This is a genomic window from Agrobacterium sp. MCAB5 (assembly GCF_052114365.1).
GTDB classification, from domain to species: domain Bacteria; phylum Pseudomonadota; class Alphaproteobacteria; order Rhizobiales; family Rhizobiaceae; genus Agrobacterium; species Agrobacterium tumefaciens.
Map to the genome: position 1 here is coordinate 186,993 of NZ_JBFREP010000009.1, position 12,609 is coordinate 199,601.

The 12,609-nt window shown below is 58.4% G+C and carries 12 protein-coding genes; 2 read left to right on the forward strand and 10 right to left on the reverse strand.

The window, feature by feature from the left end; genetic code table 11:
• Position 1: 1 nt before the first annotated feature.
• Both AB4Z23_RS19765 and AB4Z23_RS19770 read right to left on the reverse strand, forming a co-directional pair.
• Positions 2–667 (reverse strand): amino acid ABC transporter permease, encoded by a 666-nt coding sequence (locus AB4Z23_RS19765; protein ID WP_019566704.1) that lies wholly within the window; start codon positions 665–667, stop codon positions 2–4.
• Between the two features lie 71 nt (positions 668–738).
• Positions 739–1,545, reverse strand: coding sequence for an ABC transporter substrate-binding protein (locus AB4Z23_RS19770; protein ID WP_013761084.1), 807 nt, complete (start codon positions 1,543–1,545; stop codon positions 739–741).
• Positions 1,546–1,871: 326 nt separating this feature from the next.
• On the opposite strand from AB4Z23_RS19770, the gene AB4Z23_RS19775 reads away from it, so the two are divergent.
• Entirely contained in the window at positions 1,872–2,909 is a 1,038-nt protein-coding gene (locus AB4Z23_RS19775) for an Ldh family oxidoreductase (protein ID WP_111788460.1), read from the forward strand.
• Between the two features lie 112 nt (positions 2,910–3,021).
• Here the strand turns inward: AB4Z23_RS19775 and AB4Z23_RS19780 are convergent, their stop codons facing one another.
• The 3 genes from AB4Z23_RS19780 to ftsZ form a co-directional block, all read right to left on the reverse strand.
• On the reverse strand, positions 3,022–3,987 hold the full coding sequence (locus AB4Z23_RS19780; RefSeq protein WP_174066311.1) for a dihydrodipicolinate synthase family protein: 966 nt from the start codon (positions 3,985–3,987) through the stop codon (positions 3,022–3,024).
• Between the two features lie 108 nt (positions 3,988–4,095).
• A complete protein-coding gene (locus tag AB4Z23_RS19785) occupies positions 4,096–4,794 on the reverse strand; it encodes a GntR family transcriptional regulator (RefSeq protein ID WP_004431295.1) in 699 nt (232 codons plus the stop codon).
• Between the two features lie 202 nt (positions 4,795–4,996).
• Complete coding sequence (gene ftsZ / locus AB4Z23_RS19790) at positions 4,997–5,959, reverse strand: cell division protein FtsZ (RefSeq protein ID WP_019566702.1); 963 nt, start codon at positions 5,957–5,959, stop codon at positions 4,997–4,999.
• 378 nt (positions 5,960–6,337) lie between these two features.
• Here ftsZ and AB4Z23_RS19795 point away from each other — a divergent pair, with 378 nt between their 5' ends.
• Positions 6,338–6,781, forward strand: a complete 444-nt coding sequence (locus tag AB4Z23_RS19795; protein ID WP_004431292.1) for a response regulator — start codon at positions 6,338–6,340, stop codon at positions 6,779–6,781.
• Between the two features lie 442 nt (positions 6,782–7,223).
• Here the strand turns inward: AB4Z23_RS19795 and AB4Z23_RS19800 are convergent, their stop codons facing one another.
• The 5 genes from AB4Z23_RS19800 to AB4Z23_RS19820 form a co-directional block, all read right to left on the reverse strand.
• Positions 7,224–7,370, reverse strand: coding sequence for a DUF1127 domain-containing protein (locus AB4Z23_RS19800; RefSeq protein ID WP_004431290.1), 147 nt, complete (start codon positions 7,368–7,370; stop codon positions 7,224–7,226).
• A gap of 214 nt (positions 7,371–7,584) precedes the next feature.
• Entirely contained in the window at positions 7,585–8,187 is a 603-nt protein-coding gene (locus AB4Z23_RS19805; protein ID WP_161986935.1) for a hypothetical protein, read from the reverse strand.
• A 213-nt stretch (positions 8,188–8,400) separates the two neighbouring features.
• Complete coding sequence (locus tag AB4Z23_RS19810; RefSeq protein WP_441360659.1) at positions 8,401–9,774, reverse strand: alpha-glucosidase/alpha-galactosidase; 1,374 nt, start codon at positions 9,772–9,774, stop codon at positions 8,401–8,403.
• Positions 9,775–9,795: 21 nt separating this feature from the next.
• Complete coding sequence (locus tag AB4Z23_RS19815) at positions 9,796–11,460, reverse strand: ABC transporter ATP-binding protein (protein ID WP_174066306.1); 1,665 nt, start codon at positions 11,458–11,460, stop codon at positions 9,796–9,798.
• Between the two features lie 12 nt (positions 11,461–11,472).
• Positions 11,473–12,609, reverse strand: a complete 1,137-nt coding sequence (locus AB4Z23_RS19820; RefSeq protein WP_174066304.1) for an ABC transporter permease — start codon at positions 12,607–12,609, stop codon at positions 11,473–11,475.

Here is a 12,609-nt window from a genome sequence, read left to right on the forward strand (position 1 = left end):
CTCAGTAACGAAACAGACGAGCGGCCAGCAATCTGGCGGCAAGAGTGACGATCTTGGCGATCACGTAATAGATGACCGCGGCAAGCGCGAAGAATTCGAAGGTGCGGAACGAACGGGCGTTCAAGGCCTGCGTGACACCGGCAAGATCCGTATTCATGCCGACGGTGACACCGAGCGAGGTCATCAGGATTGCCCAGACCATCTGGTTGGTGGCGGGCAGGAAGGCGACGCGCAGCATCTGCGGCATGATGATGAGGCGGAAGGTCTGCATCGACGTCATGCCGAGCGAACGGCCGGAGCGCGTTTGCGTATCCGGTATCGCCTTCAGCGCTCCACGGAAGTTCTCCGCAAGATAGCCCGCATTGTTGAAGGCGATGCCGGCCAGAAGCGCCGTATAGGGGCTGAGATGAATGCCGAAATTGCCAAGGCCGAAATGGGCCATGTAAATCTGGAACAGCGCCGGCGTGTTGCGGGCGATTTCCACCCAGACGGCGGCAATGGCACCCAATATCCGGTTACCGGAAAGCCGGAACAGGGTCAGCACGATGGCGCAGGAAAGACCGATCACCATCGACAGGATCGCGATCTGCAGCGTCACCACCGCACCGTCCAGCAGCTGCGGCAAAGCCTTCAGCGCCTGATTCCAGTGGAATGTATAATTGAACATAACCGTCTCACCTTTTCAGAAACGATCAACGGCGCGATCGATCCGACCGCGCCGTTTGGGAAAAGTTCCGATCAGCGATAGACGCCGTTGACGGTGAGCGAAGGAACTTCGCCGCCAACCCATTTTCCGTAGAGTTCGGCGTAACGGCCGGTGCGAACCTGCTGGTTGATGAACAGGTTCAGGTAATTGATGAAGCCATATTCATCGCGGTTGGTGAAGAGAGCGACATAATCGATGTCATAGGGTGCCTTGCCGACCACCGAGATGCCGGCAAATTTGCCGGTCTTGACGTTGGCCTGTGCAACGGTCGAGGTCGAAACGGTGGCGTCGATCTGGCCCTGGCTGAGCGCGAGGAACACATCGGCCTGCGTCTGGTAAGGACGGAACTCGCCTACGCCCCATTCCTTGACGGTCTTTTCGAGCGCAATGGCTTCGAACGTACCGGCAGTCGCGCCGACGGTCTTGCCCTTCATGTCCTCAAAGGATTTGACGCCGGACTTGTCGTTGGCGGTGACAGCCATTTCGAAGGCGAAGTAAGGCACGGTCATGCCAACCGTCTTGGCGCGCTCAAGCGTATCGGACGTGGAGGCAACGCCAACATCGACGCGGCCGGACATCAGCGCCGGAATACGTTCCGGGAAAGGCGTCTCGACGATTTCAGCCGTGACGCCGAGCGCCTTGGCGAGATCGTTGCAATAATCGACATCGAAGCCGATCGGGTTGTTGGCGTCATCACGTGCGCCCATGGGCGGGAAGTCGAGCACGACCGCGCAGCGCAGCGTACCGGACGAAATGATGTCGTCAAGCTTGTCGGCCTTGGCCGGAGTAATAGCGAAAGTGGCGGCCAGCAGGCCGGCGACGATGACCGATTTTTTCATTGTTGATTTGCTCCCAGAATTGCTCTGCCATTGAAGGCGAGGTCACTATTTCCCCATGGAGGCGATAAATCAACATAAAAATACAATGAGTATACAAAAAGAATTTTTGCAGCAGCGAACAGTGCTACGGCAGCGAGCTTGCAATTCGGGACCGAAGAGCACGTGAAAATGACGCCCTGGTTGGGCAGTTCCGCCCTACTCTCATCCCGGCGCTTGTGGCAGGAATCGGCACCGGACGCAGAATGCCGAAAAGACAAGTTGCAATAGAATGACCGTTGTATACTTTATGTATTCAAAATGTGCGAGCCCAATATCGGAGGATTATGATGAGCGACAACACCACATTGACCATCGACGGGCTTTTTCAGCGGGTCGAAGCGATTTTCCGCAAGGCGGGGCTCAATGCCGTGCAGGCGGGAGCGCTTGCGCGGGTTATTGTTGCCGGTGAGCGTGACGCCTGCAAATCGCACGGTATCTACCGCATCGAAGGCGCCCTGCGCACCGTCAAGGCAGGCAAGGTTAAGCCCGATGCGATGCCGGAGGTGGCCGAAGACGACGGCACAGCGATCGTGAAAGTCAACGCCAATGGCGGTTTTGCCAACCCCGCTTTCGAGCTTGGCCTGCCTGTTCTGGTGGAGCGGGCGAAACGCACCGGCATCGCCGCGCTCGTCATCAATGATTGTACGCATTTCTCGGCGCTCTGGCCGGAAGTCGAGGGGCTGACAGCGAACGGTCTAGCGGGTCTGGTCATGTGCCCGAGCTATTCCACCGTCGCCCCCACTGGCGGAACCAAGCCGCTGCTCGGCACCAACCCCTTCGCCTTCGGCTGGCCCCGTAAGAACACTTCACCCTATGTCTTTGATTTCGCGACATCTGTTGCGGCGCGCGGCGAGATAGAACTGCACCGTCGCGCGGGCAAATCTTTGCCTGAAGGCTGGGCCGTGGATGCCGACGGAAACCCGACGACCGACCCGGAGGCTGCGCTTGCCGGCGCCATGCTTCCGTTCGGCGGCCACAAGGGCTCGGCGATCGGCACCATGATCGAGCTTCTCGCGGGTATCATGATCGGTGACCTGACCAGTCCTGAAGTACTGGAGTATCTCGGCACCACAACGCTTGCGCCCTTCCATGGCGAGCTTATCGTCGCCTTTTCCCCGGAAGCCTTCGCCAAGGGCCGTCCGGGCGATCCTTTCCAGCGGGCGGAAATCCTGTTCGACGCCATTATCGGCCAGGGTGCCCGCCTGCCCTCCGGCCGCCGCTTCACTGCACGCGCCAAATCGGAAAGCGAAGGCATCACCTTGACCGCCGCCGAAATCGCCGGTCTCGACCGGCTGCTGGAACAGGGGATGGACGCCGTCTCCTGACATCAGTCCTTCGTCATGCCGAACCCAATCAGGCATGACGAAGGATATCTATCGAACCTCATAAAACGAAAAAAGGCCCGCAAATGCGGGCCTTTTTCACTGCAGAAAGTAATCAGGCAGCCTTGCAGGCCTGCACCGCACCCGGAAGCTTGCTCCAGTCGGCGTACCAGCTGTTGAACAGCTTGAACTGCGCCTCGACATAACCGCGCTGGCTGTCGCTGAGGGCATCGGTCTCGTTGAAGTGCAGCGTATATTCCTTGTCGCCCTTCAGCACCATCATGTGCTTGAAGTAGAGAACCAGATCCGGGCCTTCATCGAAGGAGGAGAGGACGGCGAGCGCCTGCTCCAGTTCCAGCGCGCGGGCGCGGGCATCCGCATCGCCCTTGGCGGCGGCCTGCGACAGCTTGCAGAGATGGAGGACTTCCTTCGGCAGGACATTGCCGATGCCCGTGATCGCGCCGGTTGCGCCGCAATTGACGAAGCCGTGGACAACGGCAGTATCGACGCCGATCATCAGGGTGACTTCATCATCGCGGCTGGTGATGTTTTCAGCAGCGTAACGCATATCCGCCGGACCACCGAATTCTTTGAAGCCCACGAGGTTCTTGTGTTCCGCACGCAGCGCGAAGAAGAGATCGGCGCGGGTGGCGAAACCGTAATAGGGGCTGTTGTAGATGACAGCGGGCGTTTCGGGAGCGGCCGCAAGGATGGCCTTGAAATGCGCCTTCTGGGCAGCGATGACCGAGCCGCGCGAAAGAACACGCGGAATGACCATCAGGCCCTTTGCGCCAACCTTCTGGGCATGGGCGGCGTGCGCAACGGCAGATGCCGTGTTGACCGCGCCGGTGCCGACGATGACCGGAATGCCGGCTTTCACCAGACGTTCCACGCCTTCCATGCGCTGCTCATCGGAAAGAAGCGGCCAGTCGCCCATGGAACCGCAATACACGACGGCAGACATGCCATCGGCGATCAGCTCTTTGCCCTTGCGGACAAGCGCGTCGAAATCGGGGGTGCGATCATCTTTGCAGGGGGTCATCAAGGCGGGAATCACGCCGGAAAAAATGCTGGCCGTCATTACTAGCTCCTAAGGGACAGTTTTTCGGGAATGGACGCACCTCCGCGCCACCCTTTCAACAAGGACATTACAATCTTGTATTTTATTTGTCGACAAGAAATCGACAAGCTACAGATTTATTTCCAGCCGCTCATTGCGCACCAGTAGTTTCTGCACCTGCTGCACGATCTGTTCGGCATGCTCGCGGGCCAGTTTCTCGGACAGAACGGTGTCGCGCGCGGCGATCGCCGCTATGATCGCATCGTGATCGTCGACGAAACGTTTCGGCAGGCGATCATCATAGGACTGGTAATACAGCCGCAAGATGCGCCGTCCCTCATCCAGCAGACGCTTGAACAGACTGGTGAAATAGGGGTTGCGCCCGGCTTCGGCGATGGAAAGGTGCAGGGCGGCATTGGTGGAAATCATCGCCAGCGCGTCCTGCTCTTCCACCGCAATGGCAAATTCCGCATTATGGGCGCGGATGCCGGCCAGATCTTCCGGACGGTGATATTGGGCAGCAAGCTGGGTCGTCACCCGGTACATCAGCACCAGCGCATCGAAATAGGTATGCATATTGAGGAAATCGATGTTCGACACCATGGTCGAACGGTTCGGCAGCGTATCGATCAGCCCCTCGCCCGAGAGCCGCACCAGCGCTTCGCGAATGGGCGTGCGCGACATCTTGAACCGCTCGGCAAGCTGCACCTCATCGATTGGACTACCCGGCGGCAGAACCAGATCGAGAATCTCGTCGCGCAGCAGATCGTAGACCATCTTCACGCCGGAGCCACGCTTACGCTCGGCAGAAGCAATTATATCCGTCATAACCAAATCCCTCTTGTCGACATAAAGAGTACTATTATATTTTTTCCATATCAACGCCGCGTTGCAGCACCTGCCCTTCGAATGGCGGAATAATTGTTCAAAAACAACAAAAAGCCGTCACGAAAATTACCCGCGACGGCTTCAATAATTCAATTTGTGACATCGCTGCTTTTTTACAAAGCACCGCTTCGAGGTAGGGACCTCAGTTACGCAGGCCGGTGGCCACGACGGAAATCTTGAAAGCGCCGTCCAGCGTCGGATCGAAGGACGCGCCCATCACCACATCGGTCTCTTCGCTGACTGCCTCGCGCACAAGCGTCATCGCCTCGTCGATCTCGTAAAGCGTCAGGTCGTTGCCGCCGGAAATCGACACAAGTGCGCCGCGTGCCTCCTTCAGCGACGGTTCGCCGAGCAGCGGGTTGGCGATGGCGGCTGCTGCCGCTTCCGAAGCGCGTTTTGGACCCTTGGCCTGCGCCGTGCCCATAAGCGCGCGTCCGCCATTCTTCATGACGTAACGCACATCGGCGAAGTCGAGATTGACCAGGCCTTCGCGCAGGATGAGATCGGTAATGCAGCGCACGCCGAGGGACAGGACCTTGTCCGCCGTCTTCAGGGCACTTTCAAAGGTCGTGCCGGCATCCGCAATACGCAGCAGGTTCTGGTTGGGAATGACGATGACGGTATCGGCGGTATTAAGCAGATTGGCGAAACCATATTCGGCAGCACGCATGCGGCGCGCGCCCTCGAAGCTGAACGGCAGGGTGACGACACCGACGGTCAAGATATTCTTCGCACGGCACGCTTCCGCGATGACGGGCGCAGCACCGGTGCCGGTACCGCCGCCCATACCGGCGGTGATGAAGCACATGTCGTAACCGTTGAGGTGATCCATGATCTCGTCAAGCGAATCGATTGCCGCCTGCCGGCCAACCTCCGGATCAGCCCCTGCACCCAGCCCGCCTGTAAGTTCGGAGCTGAGTTGCACGAGCCTTGGCGCGTTGGTTTTCTTCAGCGCCTGCGCATCCGTATTGGCGGCGATGAAATCAACGCCGCCGATGCCCTCGTCGATCATGTTGTTGATCGCGTTTCCGCCACCGCCACCGACGCCGATAACAGCGATATTGGGCGTATTGCGGGCGATTGGAGCGCGCGGAGACTGGGTCATCGTCTTATTCTCTTTCTAAACTCATAGGGTCTCGCGCCGTTTTTTAACCGCGGCACGCGAATGATCGGCAACGTTCCTGCATGTCCTTCCTGGCGCGTGAAGGACGCTGTAACGCTTTGAATTTGCATGCAAGCCTTTGCCCCGCTTGCGGCTAAAGGCTTGTGCTCCAGGGGCGAAAGATGCGCTACGGCGACTGTCTCCGACCCCTTCCCCGGATGAAAACCAAACCGAATCAACTGCTTCGCTATCTAGAGGTGATAGCCGAAAAGCCGGTCCGTTTACACTGTATTCACCATGTTTATCTCACTTTGGAACGAGTTGCTTCGGCAGGTGTTTGCCTTCCGACCGCGCTAAAGCGCATGGAATGGAGGCAGTCATATGTCCGCATACATCCTGCAAAACGAACCGGGTTTCCGCACGGAACAACCGCGTGTGCTGATCGTGGAGGACGAATTTCTCATCGCCATGGATATCGAAGATTCCATTATGCAGGCGGAAGAGGAAGCTGACGTCATCGGCATCGCCAACCGGCTGGATCAGGCCGTGGCACTCGGCAGCCGCGCAGATATTGCCTTTGTCGACGTCAATCTCGCCGACGGCCAGACCGGCCCGGAGATCGGGAGGCGGCTTTCGCAGGACCACGGCGTCGTGGTGATCTTCATGACGGCAAATCCGGAAGTGGTGGTCAATCTCGGTATCGGCGCAGGCGTTATCGTAAAACCTGTGCCGCAGGACGCCGTGGAACAGTGCCTTTCCTACGCACTTGCCAAGCGCGCGGGCACGCGTGCCGTTACGCCCATCGGCATGATGGCTTTCGACTGAACCATTCTTGTGGAGATAAAAAGCGGGTTGCCTGAAAACGGCGCCCGGCGCTGAAAACTAAAAAGCCTGCCGCGGGAGGAGGTGCGGCAGGCTTTTTAAAAGATTGAACAGCGATATGGGAGGAGGAAACCGCTGTCCCCGGGGCAATCCTTGGGAGGAGGAGTAGGATCACCCGCATTACCGAAAGGATGTGGGAGGAGGTACATCCGTTTCGATGATTTGAAGATATCATTTTTTTCTGCATTTCACAGACACAAGCTTGCACCTCAGACATGCATCAAACGCATGGCGATTTTTCCAACCCGAAACATCAATGCAACAGGCTGATTTTCGCCTTTGCACGGCATGCCCCGTGGGAGACACAAGCGTCGACGGTTCGCCAAAAACAAAAACGCCCGCGAAGCGGGCGTTTAGTCATTCAAAAGCGGCAATAGCTGCCTGATTACTTGCCGACGGCGGCGCGGGCGACGCTGTTGATCTGGCTACGGTCGATACCGAGGTCGTGCAGTTCGCGGCTGCTCATGCGGCCCAGTTCGTTGACGGTCTGACGATACTTGCGCCAGTTATTAAAGCTGCGTGCTACGTTCATGACATTACCCTTTCAAGGTGTTGGCGACGTCAGTAACGTTTCGTTCCGGCGTCCTTTGATGTCCCTTATATGCGCCTTGTCGGGACCGAAGAACAGACAGAATAAGGCAGGCCACCCATGCGCTGAATGCAAGGGTTATCCTCCGAGGGGCGCGGAAAAACAGAAGTATGGCGTAAATTCAGTCATATCCGGGGCCGCTACCGGCACCACGTCGTCAAAACTTGTAGCGAACGCCAAACACATTGGCATTCGTCGCGCCCTTCATATTGCCCAGCGTCTTGCCGCCGCCGGAACGGTGGTGAAGCCGCCAGAAGAACTCCGTCGAGGATTCTTCGCTGAAGGAAACGTTGATTTCCGGGCCGAGGTAAAACAGGACATTGGCGTTGCCGTTGTCCTTGATTTCTTCTTGCCGCTCCCGCCCCGGCTGCGCATCCGAGACGAGGCTCAGACCCGCCGTGAAACTCGGCGAAACGAACAACCGTTCCCCGAGCCTGATCTTGTCATATCGCGCGACCGGCCCCGCCCAGACTTCACCGGTGAAACCCTTGCCAAACCTGACGGCAACGCCGATTTCACCGCCCAGCTTCACATTGCCGATGCGATAGGGATAGAACTGATAACCGCCACCCAGAATGGCGTTCTTCTCATAGTCGACCGGAATGAGTGCTGCGCTTTTCAGCATGTCTTCCGTGGTGAGGGCGCCGCCAAAACCGAATATCGCTTCGCTTGTCTCCGAGCCCATGTCCTCCGAAGAAAGAGACGGTGTCGCGACCAGGGCAATCATGGCTGCCAGTGACAGACTTGGTGCGATATTCATTTTGCTACTCCTGAACATGGCCGCTTTTATCCGCCCTCATAAGGGTATTCACGTAAGGCGAACATACCCTTACCGAACACAATTAATTTAACACATTCGGAAATGGGCGAGAAAAGCCGTCCACCGTTGCCGTCGTGGGGGCATAGGTGAAACAGAAAAAGGCCGTGGATGAAACCCACGGCCTTTTGCATTCAGCGGTTCGGCGAAGCGAGCTTACACCGCGCGAGCGCGCTTCACCTCCACCTGCGTCCATTCCGGCAACCAGTCCCGGTGCGCGACAAGAAGATCGTCCACCAGCGACCAGATCTGGTCGAGATCGAGTTCCGCTGCCGTATGCGGGTCCATCATCGCCGCGTGGAAGATATGCTCGCGGTTTTCGCTCATCAGCGCCCGCACCGTCAGCTCCTGCACATTGATGTTTGTGCGCATCAGCGCGGTCAGCTGCGGCGGCAATTCCCCGATGAAGGTTGGTTGCACGCCGTTATGATCGACAAGGCAGGGCACTTCCGCAGCGCAATCTGATGGCAGCGAGGTGATGCAGCCATTGTTGCGCTGGTTGCCGTAGATGACAGACGGTTCGCCGGTCCAGACCGAGTTGATGATGGAGGAGGCATATTCTTTGGATTGCTTGACCTCGATCTTTTCGGCTGAGCGATAGGCCGCCGCCTGCCCCTTCCAGCGCTCGATCTGCTCGATGCAGCGCTTGGGATATTCATCGAGCGGAATACCGAATTTCTCGATCAGATCCTCGCGCCCCTCCTTGATGAAATAGGGTGTGTATTCGGCGAAATGCTCGGAGCTTTCGGTGACGAAGTAGCCGAGACGCGTCAGCATCTCGTACCGCACCTTGTTGGGGCAGCGCGGGTTCCAGCCGGGCTTCGGCGCACGGCCTTCGCGATAGCCGCGCACGAGATCGGGATAGAGGTTCTTGTAGTTGCCATCAGGCTGGCGGTGCTCGAATTCCAGGAAAAACGCCATGTGGTTGATGCCGGCCGAACGATAGCGGATTTCCTCATAGGGAATATCGAGGTCATGGGCGAGCTCCATGGCCGTGCCCTGCACCGAATGGCAAAGGCCGACCTGCCGGATGGTCGGGTATTTTTCCGCAATCGCCCAGGTGTTGATCGCCATCGGGTTGACATATTGCAGCATGATCGCATTGGGGCAGACGGCGAGCATATCCTCGCAGATCTTCCACAGATGCGGCACGGTGCGCAGGCCCCGCATGATGCCGCCGACACCAAGCGTATCGGCAATGGTCTGGCGCAGACCATATTTACGCGGGACCTCGAAGTCGGTGACTGTGCAGGGCTCGTATCCGCCGATCTGGAAGGCGACGACGACGAAATCGGCACCGGCGAGCGCCTTTTTCTGGTCTGTAAAAGTCTCGGCTCTAGCCTTTGCCCCCAGCGTCGAAATCAGCTTGTTGACGACGATGGCGCTTTCTTCCAGCCTTTCCCGGTTGATGTCCATCAGCGCGATCGTTGCGCCTGAAAGGGCTGGACGTTGCAGCACGTCGCCGATGATGTTCTTCATGAACACCGTGGAACCTGCGCCGATAAATGTGATCTTGGGATCTCGTGCCATATTTGCCTCCGGCATCTTGAACTATGCGATTTCAAAGGCGGCCCGGACGAGCCGCTGGGTGTATTCGGTTTTCGGACGGTTCAGCACCTCCTCGACGGGGCCTTCCTCCACGATCCTGCCACGCTGCATGACGATGACGCGGTGGCAGAGAGCCCGAACGACCTTCAGGTCGTGCGAGATGAACAGGTAGCTCAAGCCCCGCTCGTCCTGCAGTTTGCGCAGCAGGTCTATGATCTGCGCCTGAACGGAAAGGTCGAGCGCCGAGGTTGGCTCATCGAGCAGGATGAATTCTGGCTCCAGCGCGACTGCACGCGCGATGGCGATGCGCTGGCGCTGGCCGCCGGAAAACTCGTGCGGGAAACGCGAGAGGATGTTGCCGGGCATGCCCGCCGCCTCCAGCGCGTCGCGCACCCGCTCCAGCCTTTCGGCCTTGGTTTTACCAAGCCCGTTGATGACCAGCCCTTCCTCGATGATCTGGCCGATGGTCATGCGTGGATTGAGCGAGGCGAAAGGGTCCTGAAAGACGACCTGCATGCGAGAGCGCAGAGGCCGCATTTGAGACCGGGAGCGGCCGTCGACCCTCTCGCCATCGAAAATCACCTCTCCGGCCACCGGCTCGTTCAGCCGCAACAGGGATTGGCCAAAGGTCGTCTTGCCGGACCCGGATTCTCCGACAATTCCCAGCGTTTCATGGCGCTTGAGGGTAAGACCAAGATCGTCGACGGCAATCAGTTCCTTCAATTCCGGCTTGAACAGGCCACCGTAGCGCATCATGAAAGACACCCGCACGCCATTCGCCGTCAGCAGCACGCCGGAATTTTCCGGTAGTGGTTTGGCGGTGCCATGCGGCTCGGAAGCAAGCAGCTTTCGGGTATAGGGGTGGTTCGGCGCTGCAAACAGCCGCTCAGTGGTGTTGTGCTCACGCATCTCGCCATGCTGCATGACGTAGACATAATCGGAAAACTGCTTCACGATCGTCAGGTCATGGGTGATGAGCACCACGGCCATGCCGCGCTTCTTCTGCAGATCGCGTATGAGGTTGAGGATCTGCGCCTGTACTGTCACATCCAGTGCAGTGGTGGGTTCGTCGGCGATCAGCACATCCGGATCGTTGGAGAGCGCCATGGCGATCATGACACGCTGTCGTTGACCGCCGGAAAGCTGGTGCGGATATTGCTTCAGCCGCGCCTCGGGTTCCGGAATCTGCACCTGCCGCAAAAGATCGAGCGCCCTTGCCTCGGCCTGCTTCCTGCTCAGCTTCGAGTGGACGCGGATCGCCTCGACGATCTGACTGCCGATCGTATAGATCGGGTTCAGCGAACTCATCGGCTCCTGAAAGATCATCGAGATACGATTGCCGCGCAACGCCCGCCGCTGGCGGCTTGAAAATTTCAGGATGTCGTCGCCGTTGAAGCGCACGGTCGCGGTTTTCGAAACCGAGGCCCGCTTCGTCAAAAGCCCCATGATGGTGCGGGCGGTCACCGATTTTCCCGATCCGGATTCGCCAACGATGGCGATCGTCTCCCCCCGGTAAAGCTGGAAGGAAATGTCCTTCACTGCCTCCACCGTGCCGTGCTCAACCTTGAAAGTCACGGCAATATTGCGTGCATCGATGATGGCCTGGTCGTTTCGATTATCAGCATCGAAGCGGATGGCAGGGGCGTAGGTGTTCTGTGCAGCAACCATGTTACGCTCCTCTCAATAGGGATCGACAGCATCGCGAAGGCCATCGCCCAGCGCGTTGAAGGCAAAAACGGTGACCAGCACAAAGCCGACCGGCGCAAGGATCCATGGATAGGAACCAATGACGGAATAGGTGGCCGTATCCTGAAGCATCAGCCCCCAGGAGATCAGCGGCGGCTTGACCGCGAAACCGAGAAAGCCAAGGAAGGATTCGAGCAGCACGACGCTTGGAATATGCAGCGTGACGGCAACGATCACATGGCTCATCACATTCGGCAGGATGTGCTGGAAGATAATGCGCCGGTCGGTGGCGCCGACGGCAATCGCGGCGCGGACATAATCGATACGCGCCAGCGCCAGCGTCTTGCCGCGCACCTCGCGAGACATCTGCGCCCAGCCGAGCGCTGACATGACGCCGACCACGAAGAGGAGGAAAACAGTCGTCGGGGCAGTGACCGGGATAAGCGACGTCAAGGCGAGATAGAGCGGCAATTGTGGAAAGGCCAGAACCACTTCCACGAAACGCTGCACCCAGGCATCCAGCGGCCCGCCGAAATATCCTGAGATCAACCCGACGCTGGTGCCGATGACGGTAACGATGGTGACGACACTGAGCGCGATGGCAAGCGAGATGCGCGAGCCATAAATGGCGCGTGACAGCACATCGCGTCCGAACTTGTCGGTTCCGAGAAAATGCACCGGCTGCCCGTCCGTGGTGCCGAAGAAGTGCCGGTTTGCCGGGATGAGGCCGAACAGCCGATATTCCGCGCCTTTCACGAAAAAGCCGAGATAAAGCGGATTGTCGTAATCCGGGCCGACGATAGGCTGGAAGGTCACCGGATCGAGCTCATCCGTTTCAGCGGTAGCATAGACCCGAGGGAACAGGCTGATATTGCCGTCCTTGTCGGAGAACCGCACCACCTGCGGCGGGGAGAAACTGTCATTGGTTTCAAGCGGGTTCATCGGCGCGAAGAAATCGGCGAAGACTGAGATCGTGATCAACAGCACCACCAGCACCAGCCCCACCATGCCGGTGAAAGAGCGTCTGAGGCGCCGCCACACCAGAGCGAGATAGGTCTCGTTACCCTGAACAACCCGCTCGGGCTTCGCTGCGGCAGCCGATTCATTCTTGAGTTCGTCAACGGCCACCAT

Excerpts from the sequence above, each read along its gene's own strand:
- AB4Z23_RS19765 (WP_019566704.1), bottom strand. The coding sequence starts at position 667 with ATGTTCAATTATACATTCCACTGGAATCAGGCGCTGAAGGCTTTGCCG.
- AB4Z23_RS19805 (WP_161986935.1), bottom strand. The coding sequence starts at position 8,187 with ATGAATATCGCACCAAGTCTGTCACTGGCAGCCATGATTGCCCTGGTC.
- AB4Z23_RS19770 (WP_013761084.1), bottom strand. The coding sequence starts at position 1,545 with ATGAAAAAATCGGTCATCGTCGCCGGCCTGCTGGCCGCCACTTTCGCT.
- AB4Z23_RS19775 (WP_111788460.1), top strand. The coding sequence starts at position 1,872 with ATGAGCGACAACACCACATTGACCATCGACGGGCTTTTTCAGCGGGTC.
- AB4Z23_RS19780 (WP_174066311.1), bottom strand. The coding sequence starts at position 3,987 with ATGACGGCCAGCATTTTTTCCGGCGTGATTCCCGCCTTGATGACCCCC.
- AB4Z23_RS19820 (WP_174066304.1), bottom strand. The coding sequence starts at position 12,609 with ATGGTGGCCGTTGACGAACTCAAGAATGAATCGGCTGCCGCAGCGAAG.
- AB4Z23_RS19815 (WP_174066306.1), bottom strand. The coding sequence starts at position 11,460 with ATGGTTGCTGCACAGAACACCTACGCCCCTGCCATCCGCTTCGATGCT.
- AB4Z23_RS19800 (WP_004431290.1), bottom strand. The coding sequence starts at position 7,370 with ATGAACGTAGCACGCAGCTTTAATAACTGGCGCAAGTATCGTCAGACC.
- AB4Z23_RS19810 (WP_441360659.1), bottom strand. The coding sequence starts at position 9,774 with ATGGCACGAGATCCCAAGATCACATTTATCGGCGCAGGTTCCACGGTG.
- AB4Z23_RS19795 (WP_004431292.1), top strand. The coding sequence starts at position 6,338 with ATGTCCGCATACATCCTGCAAAACGAACCGGGTTTCCGCACGGAACAA.
- ftsZ (WP_019566702.1), bottom strand. The coding sequence starts at position 5,959 with ATGACCCAGTCTCCGCGCGCTCCAATCGCCCGCAATACGCCCAATATC.
- AB4Z23_RS19785 (WP_004431295.1), bottom strand. The coding sequence starts at position 4,794 with ATGACGGATATAATTGCTTCTGCCGAGCGTAAGCGTGGCTCCGGCGTG.